Source organism: Williamsia muralis (genome assembly GCF_051487485.1).
GTDB classification, from domain to species: domain Bacteria; phylum Actinomycetota; class Actinomycetes; order Mycobacteriales; family Mycobacteriaceae; genus Williamsia; species Williamsia muralis_B.
The window spans coordinates 286,069-312,004 of sequence record NZ_JAHVCV010000003.1; the positions used below are offsets into that span (position 1 = coordinate 286,069).

General features: G+C 65.6%; 24 protein-coding genes. 9 read left to right on the top strand and 15 right to left on the bottom strand.

From position 1 onward, the window contains the following. Nucleotides 1-121: 121 nt before the first annotated feature. Complete coding sequence (locus tag KXR83_RS09700) at nucleotides 122-1,360, top strand: aminotransferase family protein (RefSeq protein WP_437424663.1); 1,239 nt, start codon at nucleotides 122-124, stop codon at nucleotides 1,358-1,360. 90 nt (nucleotides 1,361-1,450) lie between these two features. Here KXR83_RS09700 and KXR83_RS09705 read toward each other — a convergent pair whose 3' ends face one another. After that, a complete protein-coding gene (locus KXR83_RS09705; RefSeq protein WP_030163411.1) occupies nucleotides 1,451-1,981 on the bottom strand; it encodes an alkyl hydroperoxide reductase in 531 nt (176 codons plus the stop codon). A gap of 26 nt (nucleotides 1,982-2,007) precedes the next feature. Continuing rightward, a complete protein-coding gene (locus KXR83_RS09710) occupies nucleotides 2,008-2,595 on the bottom strand; it encodes a peroxiredoxin (protein ID WP_030163409.1) in 588 nt (195 codons plus the stop codon). 136 nt (nucleotides 2,596-2,731) lie between these two features. Here KXR83_RS09710 and KXR83_RS09715 point away from each other — a divergent pair, with 136 nt between their 5' ends. Continuing rightward, nucleotides 2,732-3,664 carry a hydrogen peroxide-inducible genes activator gene (locus KXR83_RS09715; protein ID WP_437424938.1) on the top strand — a complete coding sequence of 311 codons (933 nt, stop codon included), beginning with the start codon at nucleotides 2,732-2,734 and terminating at the stop codon, nucleotides 3,662-3,664. Between the two features lie 24 nt (nucleotides 3,665-3,688). Here the strand turns inward: KXR83_RS09715 and KXR83_RS09720 are convergent, their stop codons facing one another. From KXR83_RS09720 to KXR83_RS09735, 4 genes are read right to left on the bottom strand one after another with little or no spacing between them, the layout of a single operon-like run. Next, a complete protein-coding gene (locus KXR83_RS09720; RefSeq protein WP_437424664.1) occupies nucleotides 3,689-4,144 on the bottom strand; it encodes a MarR family winged helix-turn-helix transcriptional regulator in 456 nt (151 codons plus the stop codon). Continuing rightward, nucleotides 4,141-4,782 carry a DJ-1/PfpI family protein gene (locus KXR83_RS09725; RefSeq protein ID WP_437424665.1) on the bottom strand — a complete coding sequence of 214 codons (642 nt, stop codon included), beginning with the start codon at nucleotides 4,780-4,782 and terminating at the stop codon, nucleotides 4,141-4,143. The genes KXR83_RS09720 and KXR83_RS09725 overlap by 4 nt, the downstream gene beginning before the upstream one ends. Nucleotides 4,783-4,821: 39 nt before the next feature. After that, complete coding sequence (locus KXR83_RS09730; RefSeq protein WP_437424666.1) at nucleotides 4,822-7,326, bottom strand: DEAD/DEAH box helicase; 2,505 nt, start codon at nucleotides 7,324-7,326, stop codon at nucleotides 4,822-4,824. Nucleotides 7,327-7,353: 27 nt separating this feature from the next. Continuing rightward, complete coding sequence (locus tag KXR83_RS09735; protein ID WP_437424667.1) at nucleotides 7,354-8,331, bottom strand: proteasome assembly chaperone family protein; 978 nt, start codon at nucleotides 8,329-8,331, stop codon at nucleotides 7,354-7,356. 261 nt (nucleotides 8,332-8,592) lie between these two features. Here KXR83_RS09735 and KXR83_RS09740 point away from each other — a divergent pair, with 261 nt between their 5' ends. Together KXR83_RS09740 and KXR83_RS09745 are read left to right on the top strand one after the other, a co-directional pair. Then, on the top strand, nucleotides 8,593-9,681 hold the full coding sequence (locus KXR83_RS09740) for an S-(hydroxymethyl)mycothiol dehydrogenase (protein WP_437424668.1): 1,089 nt from the start codon (nucleotides 8,593-8,595) through the stop codon (nucleotides 9,679-9,681). Continuing rightward, nucleotides 9,678-10,304 carry an MBL fold metallo-hydrolase gene (locus KXR83_RS09745; RefSeq protein ID WP_437424669.1) on the top strand — a complete coding sequence of 209 codons (627 nt, stop codon included), beginning with the start codon at nucleotides 9,678-9,680 and terminating at the stop codon, nucleotides 10,302-10,304. Before KXR83_RS09740 ends, KXR83_RS09745 begins: the two co-directional genes overlap by 4 nt. Nucleotides 10,305-10,316: 12 nt before the next feature. Here KXR83_RS09745 and KXR83_RS09750 read toward each other — a convergent pair whose 3' ends face one another. The 3 genes from KXR83_RS09750 to KXR83_RS09760 are packed head-to-tail and all read right to left on the bottom strand — an operon-like array spanning nucleotide 10,317 to nucleotide 13,241. After that, on the bottom strand, nucleotides 10,317-10,793 hold the full coding sequence (locus tag KXR83_RS09750) for a hypothetical protein (RefSeq protein ID WP_437424670.1): 477 nt from the start codon (nucleotides 10,791-10,793) through the stop codon (nucleotides 10,317-10,319). A 22-nt stretch (nucleotides 10,794-10,815) separates the two neighbouring features. Continuing rightward, nucleotides 10,816-12,090: a hypothetical protein gene (locus KXR83_RS09755; protein WP_437424671.1), complete on the bottom strand. Its 1,275-nt coding sequence runs from the start codon at nucleotides 12,088-12,090 to the stop codon at nucleotides 10,816-10,818. 2 nt (nucleotides 12,091-12,092) lie between these two features. After that, the gene (locus KXR83_RS09760) at nucleotides 12,093-13,241 is read right to left on the bottom strand and encodes an SPFH domain-containing protein (protein WP_437424672.1); all 1,149 of its coding nucleotides are present in this window, start codon (nucleotides 13,239-13,241) and stop codon (nucleotides 12,093-12,095) included. Nucleotides 13,242-13,337: 96 nt separating this feature from the next. Here KXR83_RS09760 and KXR83_RS09765 point away from each other — a divergent pair, with 96 nt between their 5' ends. Beyond that, nucleotides 13,338-14,111 (top strand): hypothetical protein, encoded by a 774-nt coding sequence (locus KXR83_RS09765; RefSeq protein ID WP_437424673.1) that lies wholly within the window; start codon nucleotides 13,338-13,340, stop codon nucleotides 14,109-14,111. A 96-nt stretch (nucleotides 14,112-14,207) separates the two neighbouring features. After that, nucleotides 14,208-15,506 (top strand): DUF4192 domain-containing protein, encoded by a 1,299-nt coding sequence (locus KXR83_RS09770; RefSeq protein ID WP_437424674.1) that lies wholly within the window; start codon nucleotides 14,208-14,210, stop codon nucleotides 15,504-15,506. Between the two features lie 9 nt (nucleotides 15,507-15,515). On the opposite strand, the gene galE is transcribed toward KXR83_RS09770, so the two are convergent. Beyond that, on the bottom strand, nucleotides 15,516-16,508 hold the full coding sequence (gene galE, locus KXR83_RS09775) for a UDP-glucose 4-epimerase GalE (RefSeq protein WP_437424675.1): 993 nt from the start codon (nucleotides 16,506-16,508) through the stop codon (nucleotides 15,516-15,518). Nucleotides 16,509-16,518: 10 nt separating this feature from the next. Continuing rightward, nucleotides 16,519-17,202 carry an iron dependent repressor, metal binding and dimerization domain protein gene (locus tag KXR83_RS09780; RefSeq protein ID WP_437424939.1) on the bottom strand — a complete coding sequence of 228 codons (684 nt, stop codon included), beginning with the start codon at nucleotides 17,200-17,202 and terminating at the stop codon, nucleotides 16,519-16,521. 153 nt (nucleotides 17,203-17,355) lie between these two features. Here KXR83_RS09780 and KXR83_RS09785 point away from each other — a divergent pair, with 153 nt between their 5' ends. Both KXR83_RS09785 and KXR83_RS09790 read left to right on the top strand, forming a co-directional pair. Then, a complete protein-coding gene (locus KXR83_RS09785) occupies nucleotides 17,356-18,636 on the top strand; it encodes an acetoin utilization protein AcuC (protein WP_437424676.1) in 1,281 nt (426 codons plus the stop codon). Beyond that, nucleotides 18,542-21,310 carry a bifunctional acetate--CoA ligase family protein/GNAT family N-acetyltransferase gene (locus KXR83_RS09790; RefSeq protein WP_437424677.1) on the top strand — a complete coding sequence of 923 codons (2,769 nt, stop codon included), beginning with the start codon at nucleotides 18,542-18,544 and terminating at the stop codon, nucleotides 21,308-21,310. The genes KXR83_RS09785 and KXR83_RS09790 overlap by 95 nt, the downstream gene beginning before the upstream one ends. 81 nt (nucleotides 21,311-21,391) lie before the next feature. On the opposite strand, the gene KXR83_RS09795 is transcribed toward KXR83_RS09790, so the two are convergent. The 3 genes from KXR83_RS09795 to KXR83_RS09805 form a co-directional block, all read right to left on the bottom strand. Further along, nucleotides 21,392-22,360 carry a sigma-70 family RNA polymerase sigma factor gene (locus tag KXR83_RS09795; RefSeq protein WP_051406577.1) on the bottom strand — a complete coding sequence of 323 codons (969 nt, stop codon included), beginning with the start codon at nucleotides 22,358-22,360 and terminating at the stop codon, nucleotides 21,392-21,394. 160 nt (nucleotides 22,361-22,520) lie between these two features. Continuing rightward, complete coding sequence (locus KXR83_RS09800) at nucleotides 22,521-24,023, bottom strand: DUF7782 domain-containing protein (protein WP_437424678.1); 1,503 nt, start codon at nucleotides 24,021-24,023, stop codon at nucleotides 22,521-22,523. Then, on the bottom strand, nucleotides 24,020-24,403 hold the full coding sequence (locus KXR83_RS09805) for a DUF3099 domain-containing protein (protein WP_437424679.1): 384 nt from the start codon (nucleotides 24,401-24,403) through the stop codon (nucleotides 24,020-24,022). The genes KXR83_RS09800 and KXR83_RS09805 overlap by 4 nt, the downstream gene beginning before the upstream one ends. Before the next feature lie 65 nt (nucleotides 24,404-24,468). Between KXR83_RS09805 and KXR83_RS09810 the strand changes: the two genes are divergently transcribed. Then, on the top strand, nucleotides 24,469-24,702 hold the full coding sequence (locus KXR83_RS09810) for a DUF3039 domain-containing protein (protein ID WP_062797911.1): 234 nt from the start codon (nucleotides 24,469-24,471) through the stop codon (nucleotides 24,700-24,702). Here KXR83_RS09810 and KXR83_RS09815 read toward each other — a convergent pair whose 3' ends face one another. Beyond that, nucleotides 24,703-25,848, bottom strand: coding sequence for a YihY/virulence factor BrkB family protein (locus KXR83_RS09815; RefSeq protein ID WP_437424680.1), 1,146 nt, complete (start codon nucleotides 25,846-25,848; stop codon nucleotides 24,703-24,705). Between the last annotated feature and the right edge of the window lie 88 nt (nucleotides 25,849-25,936).

Below are 25,936 nucleotides of genomic sequence, written 5' to 3' on the forward strand. Positions count from 1 at the left end.
GGCGGATCCGGCAATGTCCGGCGGACCCGTGTCCCCGCTCCCGGCGCGCCCGAGCACGGATCGACACGAGAGTGGCTGCGGCCCCGGAGGAAACCAGGGGGACACCAGGCATGATGTTCACATGACAGTCTCAACTTCTGCCGGTCTCTGGCACGGATTCGCCGACATGGGCGCGGTGAGCGCCACGGGACCCTTTGTGGTCACCAAGGGTGAAGGCGTCCACATCTGGGACGACAAGGGAAACAAGTATCTCGACGCCACAGCAGGTCTGTGGTTCACCAACGTCGGACACGGGCGCACGCAGATCGCCGACGCGGTGGCGAACCAGTTGAGCACATTGGCGCACTACTCCGGCTTCGGTGACATCACCTCGGACGTCACGGCGGCATTGGCCGACCGTCTGTCCGGGCTCGCTCCGGTACCGGGGAGCAAGGTGTTCTTCACCTCGGGCGGCAGCGATTCGATCGACTCGGCCGTCAAACTGGCGCGCCGCTACTGGCATGAGATGGGCAGGCCCGACAAGAAGATCGTGGTCGGCCGCACGAAGGCGTATCACGGTATGCACGTCGGCGGCACCGCGCTGTCCGGATTGCCCCCGAACCGCGAGAACTATGGCGATCTCATGGCCGATGCGGCCACCGTCGACTGGGATGACGCCAAAGGGCTGCTGGGATTGATCGAGCGGGTCGGTGCCGATAACATCGCCGCCTTCTTCTGTGAACCGATCATCGGGGCGGGCGGGATCTACCTTCCGCCGGAGGGTTACCTCGCCGAGGTGCGCCAGATCTGCCGTGACCACGATGTGCTGTTCGTCGCCGACGAGGTGGTCACCGGCTTCGGCCGGATCGGCGGATCGTGGTTCGCCTCGAGCCGATTCGACCTGCAACCCGACATGATCGCCACCGCGAAGGGATTGACGTCGGGGTACGTGCCGATGGGAGCGGTGTTCATCGCCCCGAACGTCGCCGAACCGTTCTATTCCGGCGGTGTCTGGTGGCGCCACGGTTACACATACGGAGGTCATGCCGGGGCCGCGGCAGCTGCCATGGCGAATCTCGACATCATCGAGACCGAAGGTCTGCTCGAAGATGCTGCCCGCTTGGAGTCCGATCTGCATGTGGCGCTTGCGCCGCTTGCCGATCTGGATGCGGTCAGCGAGGTACGCAGCGGGCTCGGTGCGGTGAGCGCCGTCCAGCTCGAGGAGCCTTCGCGGGCACCTGCTGCCGTGGCAGCTCTGCGCGCTCACGGCGTCAGCGGACGGGCAGCAGGCCAAGGCGCACTGCAGATCTCGCCGGCTTTTGTGATGACAGGCGCGCAGGTGGCCGAGCTCTCCGAGCGGATCTCCGACGCCCTGAGCTAGTCATTCGACAACAGAACCCACCGGTTCCGGTGAGCCGGCCGACAACGGCGACCGGCTTCGATCGGAACGGGTGGGTTCTGTGTGTTGGGCTTATCCGACGAGTACGTCGGCCGTGCTCAGTGCGGCTGCCACTCCGGCGACGATGGAAGCCACCTTGAGTGCCTCGAGAATGGCCTCGCGGTCGATGCCGGCCTCGCGCAGGGTGTTCTCGTGAGCGGCCACACAGTGACCGCACCCGTTGATGGACGACACCGCGAACGACCACAGCTCGAAATTGGCCTTGTCGACGCCGGGATTGCCGATGATGTTCATCCGCAGCCCGGGTCGCAGGTCGTCGTACTTGCCGTCGAGGAAGCCCCGACCACGGTAGAACACGTTGTTCATGCCCATGATCGACGCGGCGCCGAGTGCGGCGTTGTACGCCTCTGCCGACAGCGTGTCGGCCGCTTCGTCGGCGATCTCCTTGAGCACCACCGCGTTCTTGGTCGCGGCTGCGGTGGACAGGAGGGTGCCCCACAGTTGCTCGTCTTTGAGAACCGTTGTGCGAGCGATCGACCCGAGATTGAGCTTGAGGTCTTTCGCGTACTCGGGCAGGGCGTTCTTCAGGTTGTCGATACTCATGTCTCACCCAATCCTTGTTGCGAGCGTCAGACGCTTGCGGTCAGCAGCTCGCCGGCGTTGATGGTCGGATCGCCCTTCTTCCAGTTGCAGGCGCACAACTCGTCGGACTGCAGTGCATCCAGCACCCGCAAGACCTCGTCGACGTTGCGGCCGACGGAACCGGCCGTCACCGAGACGAACTGGATTTCGTTGTTGGGGTCCACGATGAAGGTCGCACGATCGGCGACACCGTCGGCGTTGAGCACGCCGGCTGCCGATGCGAGCTCACGCTTGAGGTCCGAAAGCATCGGGAAGGGAAGCGTTTTCAGATCTTCGTGCTGCGCACGCCACTGGAAGTGCACGAACTCGTTGTCGACGGACGCTCCGAGCACCTGGGCGTCGCGGTCTGCGAACTCGTCGTTCAACTTGCCGAAGGCGGCGATCTCCGTGGGGCACACGAACGTGAAGTCCTTGGGCCAGAAGAACACGATGCGCCACTTGCCCGGGTGGTCGTCGCTGCTGATGGTGGTGAAGTAGTCATCGGGCTGCTGGGCGTCGACCTTCGAGAGGTCGCCACCGATCACGGCCGTCAGGTTGTAGGAAGGAAATTGGTCGCCGATGGTCAGCAAAGCCATGGTGCTCCTTGGTATTCGACTAGAGATGCGAGATTTTCAGATCTTCGATGTGTGCGGACGCGTCAGTGCGCACTGAACCATCGTGCCCAAAGACGGGCGAAAAGGAAACGTGATGAGTAGCACTAAGGTGATAGGTATGGCCGATCAAAGTTATCAACCGACCATCGCCGGACTCAAGGCCTTTGCGGCCGTCGCCGAGAATCGCCATTTCGGCTCTGCGGCAACCAGTCTCGGTATCAGTCAGCCGTCGCTGTCGCAAGCACTCGCGGCCCTGGAGGCCGGGCTGGGGGTCAAACTGGTCGAGAGGTCAACCCGGCGTGTCTTCTTGACGAACGAGGGAAATACCCTGCTGCCCAAGGCCATGTCCGCCATCGACGCCGTTGACTCGTTCACCCACGCCGCGGCGGGAGTCACCCAGCCGATGACAGGTACTCTCCGACTGGGTCTGATTCCGACTGTCGCGCCGTATGTCTTGCCGACTGTGTTGCGCGGACTGAGTGAACACGTTCCTGCTCTGACGGTGAGGGTGGTCGAAGACCGGACGGGCCCGTTGCTCGAAGCCCTGCGTCACAATTCGATCGACGCGGCGATGATCGCGTTGCCGTCCGAGGTGCCGGGGATGATGGAGATGCCGATGTACGACGAGGATTTTGTCCTCGCTCTGCCGTCGGGCCATCCACTCGCCGGTGCACGTGAGGTCAATCCGGCTGTGCTGGCCGATCTTCCGCTGTTGTTGCTGGACGAAGGGCACTGCCTGCGCGAACAGGCCCTGGAGGTTTGCCGCCTCGCGGGGGTGCGTCCGGATATGGGCCCCACACGGGCGGCGTCGCTGGCCACGGCTGTGCAGTGCGTAGAAGGTGGCTTGGGGGTCACGTTGATACCCGCGACAGCCGAACGTACCGAAGCTGCCCGGGGTTCACTGGCAACGGCACAGTTCGACTCGCCGCGCCCGGGCCGGCGCATCGGTCTGGTGTGGCGCGTCACAAGCGGACGAGAAGCCGAATATCGCACGCTTGCAACACTGATTGCCGACCTGGTCACCGAGTCCGGCGCTGCGCGCCCCGTGTAGTTGCTGCCTGCCGTTCGAGTCCGGTCAGTGCGGCGACTTCGCCGACTCCAGCGACTCCAACGCTTCGGACAGGTCTCGCAGACCGGCGAGCGCAGCCTCCCATCGTTCGACACCCAGGTGGCCACACAACTGCGCGGCGAGGGCTGCATGCCCCGGGTTGATTCGATGCACGGCATCGCGCCCGGCGTCGGTGCCCGCCACGAGCTTGGCCCGACGGTGGGCCGGGTTGTCGTGGTAGGCGACGAGCCCTTGTGCGGCAAGCACATCGGCGGTGCGCTGAACACTCTGTCTTGTGATACCCATCGTCCGTGCGATGTCGGAGACCGTCAACGGCTCACCGAGGATGGCGCCGAGCACTTGCCAACGGGTTGCGGTGAGCCCGGCAGGCTCGGCCAATTGTTCTGCCACGGCCATGAACTGACCGTTGAGCCGAAAAGTGGTGAGGGCCGAATCGCTCAGCAGGTCTTGAGGATCTGTCATGCCTGAAGGGCCATCAGGTCGTGATAGCCGGCGGGGTCGCCGCTGTAGAGCCGGAACCAGGCCGCAAGGACCTCGGGGGTATAGAGGTCGAGCTCGGCGAAGATCTCGCGGGCGAACGCCACCGGCTGCATGGCGGCGGCGGTGATGAGGTGACCGGGCGTGCTGGTGTCGGTGACCGCTGGTTCGTCGACGTAGTCGACCGCACCCGCGTATCCGGTCCACGACAACGCCTCGGCGGCATTGCTGGTGTGTCGACGACCGTCGAGCAACCCGGCTCGGGCCAACCCGACGGTCGCGCCGCAGATCGCGGCGACGGGAACGCCGGCGGACAGGAAGGCGGCGGCGGCGTTCGTGAAGTCGCCGAGGTCGCCGGTCATCCACGCGCCCGCGCCGGGGAGGATCAGCAGTGCGCTGTCATCGGGATCCAGGTCCCCGATCGCGAGGTCGGGCACGATGCGCACGCCGCCCGCGGTGGTCACCACGTCCGTGGTGGGGCCCACCGTACGAATCCGGCAGCGACCAGGTCTCTTCTGATGCTCCGGGTCGTTGATGTGCGCGACGGCATGACCGGCTTCCCAGTCGGCGAGTGTGTTGTAGACGGCGAGGTGGACGACGGAGGTCGATTGATCTGTGGACATGACAACATCCTGTCAATATGACAGTGTGCTGTCAATGGTTCATCCGGCCTGGATGTGCAGGTCGAGCAACTCGGGTTCGTCCTCGGCGGTGTCGGGTTTGCTGTACCGGGCAACGATCGACCATCCGTGGTCACCGTCGGAGTCGTCGAGGACCTGGCGGGCAACCCACTCGTCACCGTCGGCTTCCACCGAGAACAGGGCCGGACTCCTGGCTGCCGGCCCTGCGCCCGGAGCGCCGTACTCATCGAAGAACTCCGCGGTCTCGTCGAACCAGTCGAGATCGGGGTAGGCGGCCTGCAGTGCGGTCCAATTCCGGTTTGCCAACAGGTTGACGAAACGGAACATGTTGTTGCGCAATTCGACTCGGGTGGCCCGGGTGTTCGGCGCCCGGCCCGGTGGCGTCACGACCGCGAGCGGGTCGGCGATCGCCTGGTCCGGGTGTGTCAGCTGCTCCCATTCGTCCAGCAGGCTCGAGTCCACCCGGCGAACCAACTCGCCCAGCCATTCGATCACGTCGTCGAGTTCGTCTGTCCGTGCCGCATTGGGCACACTCTGCCGCAGGGTGCGATAAGCGTCTGTCAGGTACCGCAGCACCACGCCCTCGCTGCGGGCCAGTGCATAGCGCGAGATGAGGTCGCCCCAGTCCATCCCTTGCTCGATCATGTCGCGGAGTATCGACTTCGGGCGTGGGGGAGTGTCGATCACCCACGGGTGGCCCTGCTGGTAAGTGCCGAACGCCTCGAAGATGAACTCGCGCAGCGGTCGTGGCCACGTCACCTCGGTGAGGAGTTCCATCCGCTCCTCGTACTCGATCCCGTCGGCCTTCATCTGCGCGATGGCCGCGTCCCTCGCGACCTTCTGCTGGCCCATCAGCACCGGACGCGGATCTTCCAGTGTCGCCTCGACAATCGAGATCAGGTCGAGGGTGTAGGTTTCGGACTCGGTGTCCAGCAGTTCGAATGCCGCCAGGGAGAAGGGCGACAACGGGTTGTTCAGGGCAAAATTGTTCGGCAGGTCGACAGCCAGCACGGCGTAGCGGCCCAGGTCGTCGGGTTCGTCGAGTCGCAGGACCACGCCGCTGTTGACCAGGGATCGATACAGCGACAACGCCCGCAGGATGTGCCAGCGCTGACGGGCCCGGGTCTCGTGGTTGTCCTCGAGCAGGTGACGCATGGCCGTGAAGCAGTTGCCCGGGCGAGCAATCACTTCCAGCAACATGGACGTGCTGACACCGAACCGGGATCGCAAGGGTTCGGGCGGAGCGTCGATGAGTTTGTCGAACGTCGCCTCACCCCAGGAGACAAACCCCTCCGGCGCCTTCTTGCGCTGGATCTTCTTCAGCTTCTTCGGATCGTCACCGGCTTTGGCGACCAGCCGGGCGTTCTCGACGTCGTGATCGGGCGCTTGGGCGACCACAAAACCGCGGACGTCGTACCCGGCCCGCCCCGCCCTCCCGGCGATCTGGTGGAACTCGCGGGCACGCAGATGACGCTGACGCACGCCGTCGTACTTGGTCAGCCCGGTCAGCAGGACGGTGCGGATCGGCACGTTGATGCCGACACCCAGGGTGTCCGTACCGCACACCACGCGCAGAAGCCCTTGCTGGGCAAGGCGTTCGACAAGGCGCCGATAGCGCGGCAACATGCCGGCATGATGCACGCCGATTCCTGCCCGGACCGTCTTCGACAGGGTTTTGCCGAAGCCCGTGCTGAAGCGGAAATCGCCGATCTCCGTCGCGATCGCATCGCGTTCGGAGCGGCTGCAAATGTTGGCGCTGAGGAGCGACTGTGCGCGTTCCATCGCCGAGACCTGGGTGAAGTGCACCACGTAGACCGGCGCCCGGTCTTTGGCGATCAGTTCCTCGATGGTCTCGTGCACGGGCCGGGTGGAGTACGAATACTCCAGCGGCACCGGGCGAGTCGTGCCGGTGATGTCGGCGGTGTCACGTCCGGTACGACGCCGTAGATCTTCGATGAAGAAGTCGACATTGCCCAGGGTCGCCGACATCAGGACGAATTGGCTTTGCGTCAGCTCGATCAGGGGGACTTGCCACGCCCAGCCACGGTCGGGCTCGGAGTAGTAGTGGAACTCGTCCATCACCACGATGCCGATGGAGGCATCAGAGCCTTCTCGCAGAGCGATGTTCGCCAGCACCTCGGCCGTCGCGCAGATGATGGGGGCACCGGCGTTGACCGAGGCATCCCCGGTCAGCATGCCCACGTTCTCGGCACCGAACTGCGCGCAGAGGTCGAAGAACTTCTCGCTGACCAGCGCTTTGATCGGCGCCGTATAGAAGGCGCGACGGCCTTGTGCGGCAGCGAAATAGAGCCCGCCGCTGGCGATGAGCGATTTACCCGATCCGGTGGGGGTGGAGACGATCACGTTCGACCCGGCGGCGAGCTCGAGCAGCGCCTCGTCCTGGTGTGGATACACCTCGATCCCGCGCGCAGCCCACCAGTCGACGAACGCGGTGTACAGGCCGTCGGGGTCCGCGTCCCCGGGATTCGGGAAGGCAAGCGGCTGAGCCTCTGCGGACTGTGTCACCAATGCAGGTTAGGCCACCGTCGGCGATCAGCCGGCAGTGCCGTCGCCCGCCTGGCCCGGATCATCGTCTGAGTTGCGGTCGCTGCCGACATCCCCGGTCTGGGTGGCGAGGAACCGTTCCAGCTCGGCCCCGAGCTCGTCGCCGGTGGGCAGATCGCCCTCGGCGGCCAGCAGCGATGCCTTCTCCTGTTGCGCCTGGTTGAAGGTGTCGTACTGCGTTTCGAGCGCAGCGACCACAGACTCGACCTCCTGGTTGCCCGACACCTCGGCGTCGACCTGGCTGCGGACCTTCTCCGCCGCGTTGGCCAGTGCGGCCGTCGGCAGATCCAGTCCGGTGATCTCGCCGAGCGACTCGAGCAACTTGTGCGACGCGGCAGGATATTCCGCCTGCGAGAGATAGTGCGGCACATGGACGGAGAGTCCGGCGGTGGTCAGACCGTGCTGTCCCAGACGGAGTTCGAGCAGCATCGACGCGCTGGCGGGAACCTTCAGTTCCGAGCCCCATCGGGGCAGCGAAGCGATCAGGTCCTTGTCGTTCGCGTGGGCGGTGATGGTGGACGGCCGGGTGTGCGGAATCCCCATCGGGATGGCGTTGAGACCGATCACGGTGGACACCCCGAACCGATCCGACAATCCCTGGATGGCAGCGACGAACCGTTCCCAGCGCAAATCCGGCTCGGCGCCGGAGAGCAGCAGGAACGGCGTGCCGTTGTTGTCGCGCACGGCGTGCAGCGTCAGTTCGGGCATCGCCACGTCGGTGAACTGGTCACCGGTGAACGTCATCAAAGGGCGGCGCGATCGGTAGTCCATCAGTTCGTCGGTGGAGAACGTCGCCACCAATTCCGATTCGAGACTTTGTCGCAAGTGGTCCGACGCGAGTTTGATCGCGTGGCCCGCGTCGGCGAAACCCTCCAGTGCGTGGACCAATACCGGTCCGTCACCCTCGTCGCCGGTCACCTGTGGCGCTGGAAACTCGAGCTCGTAGAGCGTGGACTTGTCGTCCATGGCGAACCTCCTCGCTGCCCAGTCCTGCTGTCGTGTGGATAAGTGTTCTCCATTGTCGCCCATGATCGACCGTTCCAACCAATCCCTGGCCGGGAGTCAGCCCTGACCACGGGCTCAATGGCGACTAGTGTTCTCAACGGAGTTCGAACGGTGTCAATTCCCAAAGCGAGTTCGCCGTGAGCGAAAACCAAGCAAACGTTAGGGTTAAGACCTGGGCGGTCAGACCGCCCACAAACACGGTCAGTGCAGCGAAAGGCAGTCATGGCAGAGCAGGTGCGTGGTGTGGTCTCGGCAGGAAAAGGGGCCCCGACCACGATCGAGACGATCACGATCCCCGATCCAGGTCCCCGCGACGTGGTGGTGCGCATCCTTGCCTGCGGCGTGTGCCACACCGACCTGGCCTACCGCGAGGGCGGCATCAACGACGACTACCCGTTCCTGCTGGGTCACGAGGCCTCCGGCATCGTGGAGACCATCGGTGAGCAGGTCACCCATGTCGAACCCGGAGATTTTGTTGTACTGAACTGGCGCGCCGTGTGCGGCGTGTGCCGCGCCTGCAAGCGTGGTCGCCCCTGGTACTGCTTCGACACGTTCAACGCGAGCAAACCGATGACGCTGCAAGACGGCACCGAGCTGACCCCTGCGCTCGGTATCGGTGCGTTCGCGGACAAGACCCTCGTTCATGAGGGGCAGTGCACCAAGGTCGCCCCCGATGCCGATCCGGCCGTGGTCGGATTGCTCGGTTGCGGTGTGATGGCCGGCATCGGAGCCGCGATGAACACCGGTGGTGTCGTCCGCGGCGACAGCGTCGCGGTGATCGGTTGCGGTGGAGTGGGCGATGCCGCCATCGCGGGCGCCAGGCTTGCCGGCGCGACCAAGATCATCGCGGTCGACCGCGATGCCCGCAAACTCGAGTGGGCGACCTCTCTCGGCGCCACCCACACCATCGATGGTTCTGTGACCGACGATGTCGTCACCGCCATCCAGGACATCACCGACGGCAACGGTGCCGACGTGGTCATCGATGCGGTCGGCCGTCCCGAGACGTACAAGACCGCGTTCTATGCGCGCGATCTGGCCGGTGTCGTTGTGCTCGTCGGTGTGCCGACGCCGGAGATGACCCTCGAGATGCCGCTGGTCGACTTCTTCTCTCGCGGCGGGGCCCTCAAGTCGTCCTGGTACGGCGATTGTCTGCCCGAGCGTGACTTCCCGATGCTTGTCGACCTGTACCAGCAGGGCAGGTTGCCACTCGAGCTGTTCGTCACCGAGCGGGTAGGACTGGACGACGTGGAAGCCGCGTTCAGCAAGATGGAGGCCGGCGAGGTCTTGCGTTCGGTGGTGATCCTGTGACCGTTCGCGTCGATCACGTCGTCACGTCGGGCACGTTCAGTCTCGACGGTGGTACCTGGGATGTCGACAACAACATCTGGCTCGTCGGTGACGACTCCGAGGTTGTCATCATCGACGCCGCACATTCGTCGGCGCCGATCATCGAGGCGGTCGCCGGGCGCAGGGTCAAGGCCGTGCTGCTCACCCATGGCCACAACGACCACATCACGGTGGCGCCCGAGTTGTCGCGCACGCTCGACGCCCCGATGAAGATGCACCCGGGTGACCGGATGCTGTGGGACCAGACGCACGCCGATGTCGCTCCCGAGGAACTGGCCGATGGTCAGAAGATCAGTGTCGCAGGCACCGACCTCGTCGTGATCAACACCCCGGGGCACTCACCTGGTTCGTCATGCATCTACGCACCAGAACTCGGGGTGCTGTTCAGCGGCGACACACTGTTCTCGGGCGGGCCCGGCGCCACCGGTCGCTCGTTCTCGGACTTCCCGACGATCATCGAGTCGATTCAGACCAAGATCTTCACGTTGGATCCGGGGACAAAAGTACACACCGGACACGGTGATTCCACTGCGGTGGGTACCGAGTCGCCACACCTCGAAGAGTGGATCAAACGCGGGAGCTGACCTCACGGGAGGTCAAGCATCCAGTGCGGGCGGCGAGCTGATCCTGGTGATCAGCTCGTCGACCCGATCGTGCTGCACTGTTGCCCCACCGGACAATGCGGCCGCCACGTTCTCCAACTCGGTGACCGCGGAGTCGGCGTGAGCAAGCGCGGTCTCTCGCAGCCGCGGGGGACTCTTCGACACCGCTATCAGCCAATTGTCGAGATCTGTTGCGGCCAGCTCGATCCGGACCCTGGCGTCGATACGTTCGCCGTCGTACTCGAGTTTCGGGTCGGCGCGGAGGAGGGCCAGCGCGTCGCGAATGCGCCGGTGCAGCCGCGCTTCCGGGTCATGCGAACCTGCCCATGCCGCAGGCGCATTGGTGGGCTGGCCGGGGATGATCTCGTTCGAGCGCACCGCGCTGTCTCGGATCCGGCGGGTCATGAGGAACACACCCACCGCGGCGGCAACGCACGCGACCAGGACAACGACCACGACCGCGGTGGTCATGAAGGCCTCTCGGTGGATGCGGTCATCGCAGCGCCGCCCACGTGGCGACCACTGCGATGATGACGATCAGGGCCGCGAGCACGGCGAAGGCGATCTTGACCTTGCTCCACGGACGTTGGCCCTGCACCTCGCCGGTCACCCCGTTGATGAAGACCTGGAACGGATTGCCTGCATAGACCACGGTGAGCAGCCAGATCGGCAGCAGGACGTGCTTGAACGTGAGGGCGTTGTACCTGGTGTCCTTGCTGTTGATCCGCTGGTGGTCACCGCCGATGTCGCGACGGATCGCGTGGTCGATCCCGGCGTCGATCCGTGCCTGGGCCACCGGAAAACACTGATCCGCGTCGTGGTCGTAGGTACGGCACAGATGGCCGGCGACGAACTCGGGTGTGAACGGCGTTGCCTGAGCCGTCGGCCAGGGTTCGAGTTCATGCACTTTGTCGGTGTCGAATCCGGTGTTCGCCAGAACCGCCACGTCGTCGAAGTCGACTCCCACGACACCGGAACGGTGACTCCACCGCGTGCGGGTCTCGGTGCGGCGATTGTCGCCGCTGCCGACCGTCACCGTGTAGTTGTCGCCGCGCATTCCGGTGTACGACGTCGTGGTGTCGGCGTCGTAGGTGAAGTAGGCGGCGTACACGCTGCTGAACGCGCCCACCTCGCGGTACTTCTTGAACTCGGTAGGGGCGAACCAGCGACTGTTGATCCACTTCTCGATCACCTCGCGACCCTGCTTGTCGTCGACCTGGAACGGCAGGATTCCGTCGACGGGAAGTCGCGTGGGGGCGTCGTGGATGTCGTCGCGCTGGATCGGGGTGGCACAGTACGGACACCGGGTGGCGGTCAGGGTTCCGCTGAAGGTTGTTCTGCCGCCACAACTCTGGCAGACGATCTCGCGCTCGCTCACCGTCTGACCCGACGAGTTCTCGGCGATCAGCCCGCGCAGCTGGGTCATGGTGGAGGCCAGGTCGTGTTCGACAACCCGCCGGTTCGGATCCAGCACGATCTGATGAGAACGACCGCAACTCGGACACAGCAACTGCTGTGACGCCGGGTCGAACACCAACTGTGCCCCGCAGGTGTCGCAGGGATAGGTACGGGTCCGCTCGGTGATCTGGAACTGCGCTCGCTCGGGGTCCGATGGCCCGGGTACCGGTTGCTGTGGCGCGGCCTGTCGCGGGTCACGCGTCGGCAATGGTGGCGGGTCGAAGGACGACGGCGCGGCGTAGCCCGAAGGCGAGGCGTCCGGCCGAGCATGACCGGGCAGCGGCGGCGGTCCGAAATCGTCGTCGTTCATGGCTACACCGATGGTGTGGTCGTAGGGATGGGTGGCGGGGTCGCGAACAGGCCCGCAAGTGCGGGAACGGTCGCCGCCTGCGCCCATCCAGGCATGCCCTGGGTCCACACCAGAGTCGCCCCGGTGAACTGACCCGACGCGACCGCGCCCTGCAGCTGGGCGACAGTGTAGGGACCCGCCGGCTGACCACCGTTGTCGATGTGGAACGCGGCGGCCCCGGGCAATGGTGGAGGTCCTTGTGGGGCAGCAGCATTCGCCTGCTGCGCCTGCCCGCCGAACTGGCCGGCCATCTGGCTGCCCAACGCCACGCCCATCCCGGCCGACATCATGTCGCCCATCGCACCCCCGCCGGGGTTCTGGGCTGCGGCGAGCATGGCGTCGGCGGCCTTGCCCTGTTGATAGCGGCCCAGGTCGCCGACGTTGTTCAGGAAGCCGCCCTCCTCGACGCCGCGGGCGACACCACGCGTCATCGCCGAGGTGATCTCGTCGGGCAGAGAGATGTTCATCGTGATGGAGTCGATCGACAGCCCGAACTCGTCGTCGACGCGTTCGGCGACGAAGTCCCGGAGTCTCTGCGACAACTCGACCTGGCGCCCCTGGAGGTCGATCACGCCGAGGCGGGTTTCCATGATCATGTCCGAGAACGCCAGTGTGATGACACGCCTCAACAGCTCGGAGATCTCCTCCACGTCCACCTCGCTGTCGGTGCCGATCACCTCGCGAAGAAATATGTCGGGTTCAGCCACCCGAACGACACACAAACCGTTGGCCCGCACCTGAACCATGGTGAAATCCGGGTCCCGCACGGTGACCGGGTTGGCGGTACCCCAGCGAAGGTCGGTGACCGGCCGGGTGTTGATGAAGTACACCTCGGACCGGAAGGGGCTGTTGAACCCGTGCTTCCAGCCCTGCAGGGTGCTCAGGAGCGGGAGGTTCTCGGTGGTGAGCTGGTAGTGGCCCGGACCGAACCGATCGGCGAGCTGCCCGCGGTAGACGAAAACAGCCTGCTGACCTTCGCGGACGATGAGCTCGGCGCCGTTCTTGATCTCGTTGTGGTAGCGGGGAAACCGCCAGGCCAACGTGGAGCGCGAATCATCCATCCATTCGATGATGTCGACGAGTTCACCCTTGATCTTGCCGATGATCCCCATAACCGTTGTTCTCCTCGCGGCGTCGCCTGATCGCTGTCTTCGGTGATGTTCGCGCAGCAGTCGCCCCGGCGGCTGTCACTAGTGGGCAGTCTAATCGTGTCGCGCGCCCCGATGGCCTGCTCGCGGTGGCACAGTGGGTCCGGTGAGTTGGGTGTCGGGGTGAGCCGGGTGGCAGGTTTTCGGGCGGGGCGACGGGGGTTGTCCTTGCTGGCGATGGTCGCTGTCATCGCGGTCGCCGGGTGTACGTCCGCGGTCGACGGTGAACCGACGGCAGCACCGACGGGATCGGCGGAGCCGCGGAGTTCGAGTTCGAGCGTCGACCTCGCGTCTCGGTCCGTCACCGCTGCAGACTTTCCGGCCGGCTACTCGCCGACAGAGGTGACCGGAGACCAATTGGGCGCCGTGCTCGCCGATACGGCGGGAGTTCCCACCGGCGGAGGTGTGAACCCACCGAACTGCGCCCCGAGACCGTTGCCCAGTGGCGGCGGGCAAGCAGTGGCATGGGTGGCAACCGGCGCAGGGCCCAATGCGGGAACCCTCAGCGCCGTCTCGGTTCTGGTGAACTCGCCGCTGGCCGACCTGCAGACCCAGATCCAGAACTGCCCGTCGTACACAACAGACGCATTCGGCGCGACCGCCACCGTGACCACCACGATCCTGCCTCCTTCGCCCGCGGAATCCGACGAGTCGATGGCGTTCCGTCGGGTCACGGTCTCGGGGGCGATGACACAGACGATGACCGCGCTGGTGGCCCAGAACGACGGGGTACGCGTATACGTCACCTCCCTCGTCGCAGGTCCGCGCCCCGGATCGGATGGGTTGGCGCTCGACGAGTTGTACACCAAGGCGGTCTCTCGCTCGCGTGGATGAGTCGGCTGCTGTGGACAACCCGGGAACGGTGGACAACCCGGCCGAATCGGTCCTCGCGCCATCACTTTTGTTGTCGGGTGCCCCGAACATCGGTGCATGACATCTGACAGCTACGCGACATCGGTTTCCGGCCCGGGAGCATTGATCACCGCCATCCCGGCCCTCCTCGGCTTCATCCCGGAGTGTTCCTTGGTCCTCATCACCCTCGACGGGGACGGTGGCGAGATCGGCACCACCATGCGACACGACCTTGTGCTCGATGACAGGGGGCGTCCGACCGCGGAGATGCTCGCACTCATCGAGCACCTCGCGCACGTATGCGAGTCGTACGAAGCACAGCTCGTGATGGGGGTTGTGATCGACGGCGCCCATCCAGCCGACAGCCCCCACTATAGGCGCCTGTTCGCGATCATCGATCGGCATCTGGCCGCGGTCGGCGGACTGTACGGCGGTTTCGTGACGCCTGCCATCGCAGCCGGTTCTCACTGGACAACGATGTGGGACAACAGGTCCGACGCACAACAAGGGAGCGGCCCGGCCACGGGCGTGGTGGGTGACCCGACGATCAGCCCGGTGGCCATCGCACGTGCTGTCAAGAACGGCAGGCGGGTACTGATGACCCGCGTCGAGATGGTGAACAGTTTGTCAGCCCTTCCGCACTGTGCGGATGCGGCCTGTGACGCCCACGCCGTGGCCGCCGACGATGACAGGGCGTACTGGCGGATCCACGACGAACGCGCGGAGAGTGCGCTGTTCGGCATAGGGGAGGACGACGAGCTGGACCCACAGGACTGTGGTCGAGTGGACGACACCGCGCACTGGGCGAACCGGGTCCCGCAGTCACTGGACCAGACGACAGTCGCTCCATCGACACTGCGACAGTGGGCCGAGTCGGCGGCGGAGCAGCGAATTGCGTTGCCGACCTTGGTCGATGGCCTTCGCCGGCTGCAGGAGAGGCTCGACCTCGAGAGCGCCCTGGACGTGCTCGAGGACGGTCGTGAGCTGACGTGTGCTGATCTCCGGTTCTTCGACAAGGCCCTTCGTGAGTTCTACGTGCGCGACTCACTGTTGGCGCTGGCGGTCACCGACCGATGGATGGACGCCGAACGCGCGTGGACGCAGGCTGCTCGTCGGCTCCGCGGTCGCGGACAGGCAGCTGCGGCTACGTTGCTCGGATTCATCTACTACGTGCACGGCAACGGGTCGATGGCAGGCACCGCGTTCGACGTCGCGTTGCGTGCCTGCCCGGACTACTCGATGGCGGTGCTGTACAGCGATGCCCTCGTGCGGGGGATCCCTCCCCACCGGATCAGCGAATGCGCCGAATCAGGATTCATCGTCGCGCGGTCACTGGGTGTGACGCTTCCGGAACCCGTGATGCGGCCTGCGGCCTGAGAACGGACGTCAACGAGCGGCGGCGGCCGCCGAGTGTGCTCGATCACCGAGGGTCCGTGTGAACTCCCAGGCGTCGCGGACAATGACCGGCAGGTCTGTCTTCTCGGGGTACCACCCGAGGTCGGCGATGGCCTTGTCGCTCGAGGCGATCAGGACGGCGGGGTCGCCGGCGCGACGCGGGGCATCGACGACGGGGATGTCGAGACCCGTCACCTCGGCACACGCCGAGATGACCTGCCGCACAGAGAAACCCGTTCCGCTGCCCAGGTTGTAGATCGCGTGACGTCCGGCGATTGCCGATTCGAGCGCCAGCACATGTGCCTGCGCCAGGTCGTACACGTGGATGTAGTCGCGTATCGCCGTGCCGTCATCGGTGTGGTAGTCGGTACCGAAGACCTTGATGTGGTCCCGGTGTCCGAGGGCGACCTGAAGGATCAGCGGGATCAGATGCGTCTCGACCTGACGATTCTCGCCCGCGCCGGCATGTGCGCCCGCAACGTTGAAGTACCGCAAGCTCATCGCGGCCAGGCCGTGGGCCGCCGCGTAGGACGTGATGGCGTGGTCGATCGCGAGTTTTGTTGCGCCATATGGGTTCGTCGGTCGAGTCGGTGAGGACTCGAGAATGGGCACCGACTCAGGTTCCCCGTAGGTGGCGGCGGTGGAGGAGAACACCAGTCGCGGGGTTCCCGAATGCCGAACCGCCTCGAGGAGGGCCAACGACTCGATCACGTTGCCGTACCAGTACTTTTCGGGCGACTCGACCGATTCGCCCACCAACGACTGCGCCGCGAAGTGCAGTACGCCGTCAAACGAGTCGGAGCCGAGTACTCGCGGCGCGACCTCGCTCACGTTGCCTTGGATGAACGCGGCGTGATCGGGCAGTGCGTCGACGTTGCCGGTGGAGAGATTGTCGATGATGGTGACGTCGTGGCCGTGCTCGATCAGCACCCGAGCGCAGACGCTACCCACATAACCGGCTCCGCCGGTGACCAGAAGCTTCATCGCGGTGCGGTCAGACCTTCTCTACCTGCAGCGAGTGGGCCATCTCCTCGGACAGTGTCAGACCTTCGTGTCCCGGGGTGATGATGACGATCGCGCCGGGCTTCACCGACACGGTCACCCGCGCGTTGGGCACCACACCGGCCTCACGGAGCTGGCTGATCAATTCGATGTCCGACTGAGCGTGCTCGGACAACCGCCGGACGATCACGGCAACCGGTTCGCCCTGCGGCAGTTCGGAGATGCGTGTCATGGGACCGGGAGGTGCGATGTCCTCATAGCCCAGCAAGTCCAGGCCCGGGATCGGGTTCCCGTACGGCGAGGTGGTCGGGTGGTCAAGGACCTCGAGCAAACGACGCTCGACGTTCTCGCTCATCACGTGTTCCCAGCGGCATGCCTCGGCGTGCACGTCTTCCCACGGCATGCCGATCACGTCGACCAGCAGACGCTCGGCGAGCCGGTGCTTGCGCATCACCGACACGGCAAGGCTGCGGCCTTTGTCTGTCAGTTCGAGGTGGCGGTCGCCCGCAACCATCACCAGTCCGTCGCGTTCCATCCGCGCGACGGTTTGTGACACCGTCGGGCCGCTCTGTTCCAGCCGCTCGGCGATACGAGCCCGCAGCGGAACAATGCCTTCTTCCTCGAGGTCGTAAATCGTCCGGAGATACATCTCGGTGGTGTCGATCAGTTCGTTCACGATCCCCATCCCTTTCGTCCTCTAGTAAGGTTACCTGTACGAGTGGGTTGTGGCGGTAGCGCGGGGCGACGGGGCGCGATACGTCTGTGCCCTCGTCCGGGTGAACCCGGCCGACAGGGCCCCACTGCGCATCAGTCGAACTAGGCTCGCAGCATGAACAATGCAGTCGACCGAACCGGTGCCGAGCCGGCCGCGGTGATCTGGAGTGAAGACTTCCTCGGATACCGATGGACGGCGGCGCATCCGATGAACCCGGTGCGGCTGGCTCTGACGATGTCTCTGTCGCGGTCGCTCGGCGTGCTCGACGGCGTCGAGACCACCCCGCCGATGAACGTCGACGACCGGCTGCTGCAGACGGTGCACACCTCCGCTTACCTGGACGCGGTGCGCAGCGCCTCCGCGGTCGACGACTATGTCGGTGGCGCAACACATTTGCTGGAGCGGCTGTTCGGGCTGGGTAGCACGGACAACCCGATCTTCGAGGGAATGCACAGTGCGGCCAGCGTTCTCGTCGGCGGCACCATGGCGGCCGCCGCGGCAATCGCGTCCGGCTCGGTACGTCGAGCGGTGAACATCGGTGGGGGCATGCACCACGCGATGCCCGGTCACGCGGCGGGTTTCTGCATCTACAACGACTGCGCTGTCGCGATCAGGTGGCTGCTCGAGCAGGGGTACGACCGCATCGCCTACATCGACATCGACGCGCACCACGGTGACGGCGTGCAAAAGGTTTTCGCCGCGGACCCCCGCGTTCTGACGGTGTCGTTGCACCAGCATCCGGCGACCCTCTGGCCGGGCAGTGGGTGGCCGGAAGAGGTGGGGGAGCAGGACGGCAGGGGCACCGCGGTCAACATCGCGTTGATGCCCGAAACCACGGACAAGCTGTGGCTGCGCGCCTTCCACGCCATCGTGCCCGGGATGCTCGAGAGCTTCCGCCCGCAGATCATCGTCAGCCAGTGCGGAGTGGACAGCCACCGCCGCGATCCGCTGACCGACCTGTCGCTGACGATCGACGGTCAGCGCGCCGCGGTCCTGGCCATGCGTGACCTCGCCGACACCTACGCCGAGGGACGTTGGCTGGCGGTCGGTGGTGGTGGGTACGGCATCGTGGACGTGGTTCCCCGCAGCTGGACCCACCTCATCGCGGCTGTCACCGGACGCGACATCGACCCGGTGACCACCATCGATGAAAGCTGGTGCCGCGCAGCGACAGAGGAAACACAAGCGCTCGACGAAACGCTGCGCGGCGATCCCGTGAACAGCATGACCGACGGGGGCGACATCGACTTCCTCCCGTGGGACGGTGATGGTGGTGGACCGCTGATGGCGGGTGTCACCGATGCCGCCCAAACCCGAACAGACGCCACCATCATGGCCACCCGCCGAGCGGTGTACCCGTTGTGCGGACTCGATCCGGAGGACCCCCGTGACTGACACCGTGCCACCCGATCAGCGGGGCCCTCACGACTATCCGCGTCACTGGATCGCGGACGTTCTCGCCAGCGACGGGGGTGTGGTCCATCTGCGCCCGATCGTGCCCGAGGACGCCGACCGTCTCGTCCGCTTCCACTCACGGCTGTCCGAGCGCACCCGCTACCTGCGCTACTTCGGGCCGTTCCCGCAGATCCCGCCCCGCGAACTCGCGCGGATGACCACCGTGGACCACTACAGCCGCGTGGCGTTTGTCGGCATGCTCGGCGGTGAGATCATCGCCATCGGCATCTACGAGAGCCTGGCCGGCGACGGCAAACCCGGGACGGCAGAGGTCGCGTTCGTGGTTGCCGATGAGCACCAGGGAAGGGGACTGGGCCCGATCCTGCTCGAACACCTCGCCGGGGCCGCTGCCGAATGCGGATTCGAGAAGTTCGAAGCCGAGGTGCTCGCCGAGAACCCCAACATGGTGGCGGTGTTCCGGGACGCGGGATATCAGCTGCGACGCAGCTTCGACGGCAGTACCATCCACGTCGAGTTCACCATCGATCCGACCGAAGCCCTGCTGTCGGTGCGCAACGCGCGCGAGCGCGGGTCAGAGGCCCGCAGTGTGGCAAATCTGTTGCGGCCGACGTCGGTTGCGGTCATCGGCGCTTCCGTGGACCGACTGAAGGTCGGCAATGCGGTGCTGGCGAACGTGATTGCTGCGGGATTCACCGGGCCGGTGTACCCGGTCAATTCCGAGCACCGGGCGGTGCGCGGCATCCGCGCCTACCCGACGGTGCGCGACATCCCGGATCCTGTGGACCTGGCCATCGTCGCGGTTCCGGCCGACGCGGTCGAGGACGTCCTCGACGACTGTCTGTCCAAGGGTGTCAAGACGATGCTCGTGCTGTCGTCCGGATTCAGCGAGACCAGCGATTCCGGGCTCGAATCCGAGCGTCGTCTGGTCGAGTCCGTCCGTGAGCACGGTATGCGACTGGTGGGGCCCAACGCGCTCGGTGTGGCGAACACCGATCCGGCTGTCGGCCTCAACGCCACACTGGCGCCGTTGGTTCCAGGGCGAGGTGCGGTCGGCTTCTTCTGCCAGTCGGGCGCCCTGGGCATCGCGATCCTGGACGCCGCCGCCCGACGGCAACTGGGTCTGTCGACGTTTGTGTCGGCAGGCAACCGCGCCGACGTGTCCGGTAACGACCTGCTCCAGTACTGGGACAGCGATCCGGACACCGAGGTGGTGCTGCTCTATCTGGAGAGCTTCGGTAACCCCAGGAAGTTCACCCGGCTCGCCCGGCGGGTGGCAAGCGGCAAACCGGTTGTCGCGGTCAAGTCCGGCCGCGGTGCCGTGCCACCCGCGATGGCCGCCGCCGACCATTCGCTCGACGACGAGAGCACCCGGGCCATCCTCGCCCAGTCCGGCGTCATCCAGGTGGGCACCATATCGGCACTGTTCGACTGCGCGACGGTCTTTGCCTACCAACCACTTCCGCGTGGTCCCCGGGTCAGCATCGTCGGCAACTCGACGGCGCTGGGAGTGCTGGCACAGGAAGCCGGTAGCCACTTCGGCCTCGAAGCGGTTCAGCGGGTCGATCTCGGACCCGGTGCCTCCCCGGAAGAGTTCGAGGCCGCCGTTCGGACGGCAGCCGCCGATGACGGGGTGGATGCGTTGATAGCCGTCTTCGTCCCACCGGTGGCGGTGAGTGTGGACCGCTACGCCCAGGCGCTGATGACCGGGATGGCCGATTCCGACAAACCCGTGGTGACCACATTCCTCGCGGTGGAGGGCATCCCGCAGAACCTCACCGTCCTCGGACCACACGGAACACCCGCACGCGGATCGATCCCGTCCTATCCAGGACCCGAGCGCGCCGCCGAAGCACTCGGATATTCGTGGCGATACTCGCAGTGGCGGTCGCGGCCACCGTCCCAGGTCCGCCGGCCCGCCGATGTGGACCCCGACACCGCTCGCCGTCTCGTCCGGGAGGCAGTCGACGCACAGGGCGGGGATGTCACCGAGCTCGACGACGCGGCAACCGCCGAGGTGCTCGCCTGCTACGGCATCCGCATCGTTCCCTTCCGGGAGATCAACAGCGTCGAGGAGAGCGTCGCAGCTGCGGACGAACTCGGGTATCCCGTTGCGGTCAAGGCATTCTCGGAAGAATGGCGTGGCCGGGCCGATCGCGAGGGTGTGCGTCTGGATCTACCCGACCAGCATGCGGTGCGGCTCGCGGTGGTGGAACTGGGTGAGGTGACCGGCGAATCCCGTCTGCACGTCCAGCAGATGGCACCCAAGGGCATCAGCACGGTCATCAGGGTGCGCGACGACCCGTCGTTCGGATCGCTCATGTCGTTCGGATTGGCCGGTGTGACAAGTGATCTGCTGGGGGACAGGGCGTATCGGGCCTTACCCCTCACCGAGAGTGACGCCGCCGACCTGATCGAGGCGCCGCGGTCGGCGCCACTGCTGTCGGGCTATGGCGGTTCGGAGCCGGTGGACAAGGATGCGCTCATCGACCTGGTCACCCGCATCTCGGCGCTCGTCGACGACATCCCCGAGGCACGCGAGGTGGTGTGCGACCCGATCCATGCCACGCCGGGTGGGGTGGCCGTGCTCGCAGCACGCATGCACGTGGGGCCCGTTCCCACCAAACACGATTCAGGTCCCCGCCGTCTGGGGTGATTTGAGAATCCACAAAACGAGAAAAGCCGCCACCGACGATTCGGTGGCGGCTTTCCGCTCGAGTGAAGACCTGCGGCGCGATCAGCTCGCGTAGGCGCGAAGCCGCTCCGCGCGTTCGCCCTGGCGCAGCTTCGACATCACTTCGCGCTCGATCTGGCGAACACGTTCCCGCGACAGGCCGAACATCCGCCCGATCTGGTCGAGGGTGCGAGGCTGGCCGTCGTCGAGTCCGAAGCGCAGGCGGATGACCTGCTGCTCACGCTCGTCGAGGGTGGAGAGCACGGTGCGAACGTCGGTGTGCAGGAGACCGGCGATCACGGCATTTTCCGCGGAGGTGGCCTCCGCGTCCTCGATGAAGTCGCCCAGGGGAGCTTCTTCGTCGCTGCCGACCGGCATGTCCAGGCTCACCGGGTCGCGGCTGTGGTCGAGCAGATCGGCGATCTTCTCGGCCGGGATGCCCGACTCCGACGACAACTCCTCGTCGGTGGCCTCACGGCCGAGCTGCTGATGGAGTTCGCGCTTGATGCGGGCCAGCTTGTTGACCTGCTCCACCAGGTGGACAGGGAGCCGGATCGTGCGGCTCTGATCGGCCATGCCGCGGGTGATGGCCTGACGGATCCACCAGGTGGCGTAGGTGGAGAACTTGAAGCCCTTGGCGTAGTCGAACTTCTCCATCGCTCGGATCAGACCCAGGTTGCCTTCCTGGATCAGGTCGAGGAGCGGCATGCCGCGGCCGGTGTAGCGCTTGGCCAGCGAGACCACCAGACGGAGGTTGGCTTCGAGCAGGTGCGAGCGGGCCGACTCACCTTCGCGGACCAGTTGGGCCAGATCGCGCTTCTTCACCGCGGACAGACGCTTGCGGGTGGCCAGAACATGCTTGGCGTAGAGGCCGACCTCGATCTGCTTCGCCAGTTCGACTTCCTGCTCGGCATTCAGGAGGGCGGTGCGGCCGATACCGTTCAAATAGACGCGGACCAGGTCCGCGGCCGGGCTCTGTGCATCCAGGTCCTGTTCGGTCATTGCCGGACGGATGGTGGTGGGGCTGGACATGTCGGCCTCCTCGAGTGCGATTGTCTTCACAGAGTTCAACGGCTGAGCCTCACCAGATAGTTCCGCGACGTGTTCCCGCCCAGGATGCGCTGACCTGCGTCTTTGGGAAGACGGTCTGAGAAGTTACTGAGAGTGAACTGAGCTTTTCCGGCAGAGTTCGCTACATCCCCGCGGGGACGACGATTCCGTGACGCACCAGACCCTCGATCATCGCGTGCACATCGCCGGGATCCAGGGGGTCGGACCCGGTGGCCATGGCGAGCAGCTCGGCCACCTCGTCGAGGCACAAGCCGTCGGGCCGCAGCCCAGCCAGCAGGGATCGGCCGAGTGCATCTATCTCGTGACTCCACCGGGGTCCGTCTCCGCGGTGGATGCGGGTGACGATGTCCTCCCAGCCGTCGTCGCCGGTCAGGGTCGCGACCCGTTCGAGCGCGGCGCCCCCGCGCACGCTGAAGCGTTCCTGGCCCAGATCGTGGTCGCGTAACCACGCGACCCGACGTAGATACTCGGCCGCCTCGGGACCCAGTGGGTCGTCGAATGCCTGACTCATCTCTTCGGCCAGCAGGTCGGTGGGCTCGTCGGTGCGGCGCAGGAAGACGAAGCCGAAACCGATGCCCCGCACACCGGCATCGTCCAGATGGCTCAACCATCGGTCAGCCAACTCCGCAGCCGCAGGATCGCGCAGGTCATGCCCGGCGTCGCGCAGCCACGTGCCGACGTAGAGCGCCGGATCGGCGACGTCGCGCTGGACCACCCACGCGTCCACACCGTGGTCGGGGATCCACTGCGCGACCCTCTCGCGCCAATCGTCACCGCGGATCGTCCACGAAGCCAACATCGACGCGGTGCCGTCCTCGGCGAGGAAGTCCGGTGCTGTTCGGCACATCAACTCGCTCGCTCCGTCGAGGTCGAGGCCAGAATCGCGGTACGAATGCGTCACGGACGGGAGGCCGACCACAAACGGCGGGTTCGCCACGACGTGGTCGAAACGCGATCCCCCGACCGGTCCGAACCAGGCACCACGCGCCACTGTGACCCGTTCGGGCGCGATGTCGTTGATGGCCACGCCGGCGCGGGTCATCGCCAGTGATCGTTCGGTGATGTCGGTGGCGGTGATGTGGCGAGCGAAGTCGGCTGCGTGGATCGCCTGCACACCGCAGCCCGTCCCGATGTCGAGAAGTGTGCCGACCGGCTCGGTTGCCGTTGCCCTGAGCAAGGACAGCGATGCCTGCCCGACGCCGAGGACATGATCGTCGGTGATGGCGATCCGGCGCATGCTGCCGTCGAGGTCGGAGAACAGCCAGCGCGACCCCGTCCCGAAATCGACGGGCCGGACATCGATCGCGGCTCGTACACCGTGATCGTCGTGATCGAGCATCCCGACACGAACGGCCTCGTCGACCGACACGGGCTTGAAGGCAGCGGCTACATCGCCCTCCGGGCACGTGTCCCCCAACAACAGCAGGCGGATGAGGACGCCCAGCTCGCCCCCGTCGGCGCACGCACGCCGTACCGGTACGGGCTCGCCGCGACCGAGCGCATCATGTGCGTCGGTTCCCAATAAGTTCAGGATCCCGTCGGCGGAGTAGTCGGTGCGGAGGAACGCCGAGCGCAGACCGGCCGCGATGGACGCCAGGTCTTCGACGGATCGAGCGGTGCTCACTCGCGTCGTCGGTCGAGCCCGTTGAAGGTGGCCCCGTCGGTGAGCTGCCGGTGACTGTCCGGGCCGTACTTGTACTGGGGCACCTCACCCTTGGCGCGAGGTGGTCGATCGTTGGCGATCAGGACCGCCACCCACGGGATGGGGATGGACAGCACGATGATCCCGAGTGCCAGCAGACCGTTCTGGGTGGCGCCATAGACGAGCCCCGCGATGACAAGCGCCGGAACGCGAAACGCCATCAGCGTCAGGTATTTGCGTACTCGAGTACGGTGCTGCTCCTCCAGGGACGTCTGCGCCTGGGTGATCAGATATGTCTCGGTCGCGTGCTCTTTCGGACCCACGGCTCCACTATCCACCTTTCCCGGCCGGACAGCCACCATGCGCGGTGTGACCCCTACGGCACGCCCATTGGCCGACACCGCCGCAGCGATGCAGAATTGGACCCATGGATACGCAGACCGTCGAACGCCCCGATGTCACCACCGATGAGACCACCGAAGACGACACCCCGAAGTTCTTCCACTATGTGAAAAAAGACAAGATCGTCGAGAGCGCTGTCATGGGCAACATCGTTGTCGCGCTGTGCGGCGAGACCTTTCCCGTCACCAAGTCGGCGAAGCCCGGGTCACCCGTGTGCCCGAAATGCAAGAAGATCTACGCCCGCATGAAAAAGGACTGATCACCGCTCACTGTCGAGGGGACGGTCCGGGCTGTGTCGTGGGAGCGACTCCGGCGGTTCGGTCGCCTCGAGGTCCGGTTTACGGATCGGGCCCGTCGGCAGTCTCTTCGGAACAGTTTTGAGCTGGTCGGTGATGTCGCTGGTCTGCGCCGAGACCCAGTCGCGTACCTGATCGATCTTGCTGGGATTCGCGGGCCACGTCTCCTGCACGATGGCGTTGAACTCCGCACCCATCACGATGGCAAATCCCAGGAAGAACGTGAACAGCAGGAACGCGATCGGCGTCGCCAGCGCCCCGTAGCTGTACCCGGTCTGGGTGATGATCGACAGGTACCAGCGCAGCACCGCGCTGGCGAGCCAGAACACCGCGCCGGCGAGCAGCGCACCGCACAGCAGCCGGTGCCACGGCAGTGGATTGGCCAGGGCAACGCGGTAGAGCGTGGTCAGTCCGATCAAGAGCAGGACGGCCACCGCCGGGAAGTAGCCGTAGTCGACCACCTGTGAGCCGGTCTCGCGCCACGCGTCGGGTACCACCTCACGCACGTACGTGGGGCCCAGGGCCACCAGTGGCAGGGTGAACACCGACAGGACGAGGAAGCAGACGTAGAGCCAGAGCGCGAACAGACGTTGAGTCACCGCGTGCCGGACGTTGTGTTGACCGTGGGCGACCACGATGGAATCGACAAAGCTGGACATCGCCGAGGACCCGGCCCACAGCGACAGCAGGAAGCCGAGCGAGATGACCTCGGCGCGACCGCTGACGAGCACGTTGTCGACGGTGGGGGTGATGATCTCGTCGACAACGTTCTGGCTGAACGTACGCTCCGCGAAGCCGATGATCCGGTCGGAGATTATCTGTTCGGTGTTCGGACCGAACCAGCCTGCGATGTATCCGAGACTGCCGAGAATGCCCAGGAGCAACGGAGGCAAGGACAACGTCTGCCAGAACGCGGCCTGCGCGGACATGGCGAAAATCGAGTCGTCCCACGACTTCGTGATCGTGCGCCAGAGCAGCCGGGGAATCGTTCTGAGGACCGGCGGCCGCGACGTCGGGGCGTCGAGGGGGTCTGCGTGAGCACCGCGCGCCGGCTTCTTCGGGGCGGGTTCGGATTCGGGTTCGGTTGGAGGAGCGATGGTGTCCAGCATTGCCGAAGTTCGGATGCGATGTGTGATGCCGCGCCGCCGCCGCGGTCGCTCGGACGTCTGCGGGCGCGGTAACATTTTGCCGGTGCCC

What these genes read in the sequence shown, in the direction of transcription:
- KXR83_RS09735 (WP_437424667.1), bottom strand. Translation starts at nt 8,331, where the DNA reads ATGGACGACAAGTCCACGCTCTACGAGCTCGAGTTTCCAGCGCCACAG.
- KXR83_RS09760 (WP_437424672.1), bottom strand. Translation starts at nt 13,241, where the DNA reads ATGGGGATCATCGGCAAGATCAAGGGTGAACTCGTCGACATCATCGAA.
- KXR83_RS09700 (WP_437424663.1), top strand. Translation starts at nt 122, where the DNA reads ATGACAGTCTCAACTTCTGCCGGTCTCTGGCACGGATTCGCCGACATG.
- KXR83_RS09770 (WP_437424674.1), top strand. Translation starts at nt 14,208, where the DNA reads ATGACATCTGACAGCTACGCGACATCGGTTTCCGGCCCGGGAGCATTG.
- KXR83_RS09750 (WP_437424670.1), bottom strand. Translation starts at nt 10,793, where the DNA reads ATGACCACCGCGGTCGTGGTCGTTGTCCTGGTCGCGTGCGTTGCCGCC.
- KXR83_RS09785 (WP_437424676.1), top strand. Translation starts at nt 17,356, where the DNA reads ATGAACAATGCAGTCGACCGAACCGGTGCCGAGCCGGCCGCGGTGATC.
- KXR83_RS09710 (WP_030163409.1), bottom strand. Translation starts at nt 2,595, where the DNA reads ATGGCTTTGCTGACCATCGGCGACCAATTTCCTTCCTACAACCTGACG.
- KXR83_RS09810 (WP_062797911.1), top strand. Translation starts at nt 24,469, where the DNA reads ATGGATACGCAGACCGTCGAACGCCCCGATGTCACCACCGATGAGACC.
- galE (WP_437424675.1), bottom strand. Translation starts at nt 16,508, where the DNA reads ATGAAGCTTCTGGTCACCGGCGGAGCCGGTTATGTGGGTAGCGTCTGC.
- KXR83_RS09720 (WP_437424664.1), bottom strand. Translation starts at nt 4,144, where the DNA reads ATGACAGATCCTCAAGACCTGCTGAGCGATTCGGCCCTCACCACTTTT.
- KXR83_RS09715 (WP_437424938.1), top strand. Translation starts at nt 2,732, where the DNA reads ATGGCCGATCAAAGTTATCAACCGACCATCGCCGGACTCAAGGCCTTT.
- KXR83_RS09815 (WP_437424680.1), bottom strand. Translation starts at nt 25,848, where the DNA reads ATGCTGGACACCATCGCTCCTCCAACCGAACCCGAATCCGAACCCGCC.
- KXR83_RS09755 (WP_437424671.1), bottom strand. Translation starts at nt 12,090, where the DNA reads ATGAACGACGACGATTTCGGACCGCCGCCGCTGCCCGGTCATGCTCGG.
- KXR83_RS09795 (WP_051406577.1), bottom strand. Translation starts at nt 22,360, where the DNA reads ATGTCCAGCCCCACCACCATCCGTCCGGCAATGACCGAACAGGACCTG.
- KXR83_RS09805 (WP_437424679.1), bottom strand. Translation starts at nt 24,403, where the DNA reads ATGGTGGCTGTCCGGCCGGGAAAGGTGGATAGTGGAGCCGTGGGTCCG.
- KXR83_RS09740 (WP_437424668.1), top strand. Translation starts at nt 8,593, where the DNA reads ATGGCAGAGCAGGTGCGTGGTGTGGTCTCGGCAGGAAAAGGGGCCCCG.
- KXR83_RS09790 (WP_437424677.1), top strand. Translation starts at nt 18,542, where the DNA reads ATGCCGCCCAAACCCGAACAGACGCCACCATCATGGCCACCCGCCGAG.
- KXR83_RS09725 (WP_437424665.1), bottom strand. Translation starts at nt 4,782, where the DNA reads ATGTCCACAGATCAATCGACCTCCGTCGTCCACCTCGCCGTCTACAAC.
- KXR83_RS09705 (WP_030163411.1), bottom strand. Translation starts at nt 1,981, where the DNA reads ATGAGTATCGACAACCTGAAGAACGCCCTGCCCGAGTACGCGAAAGAC.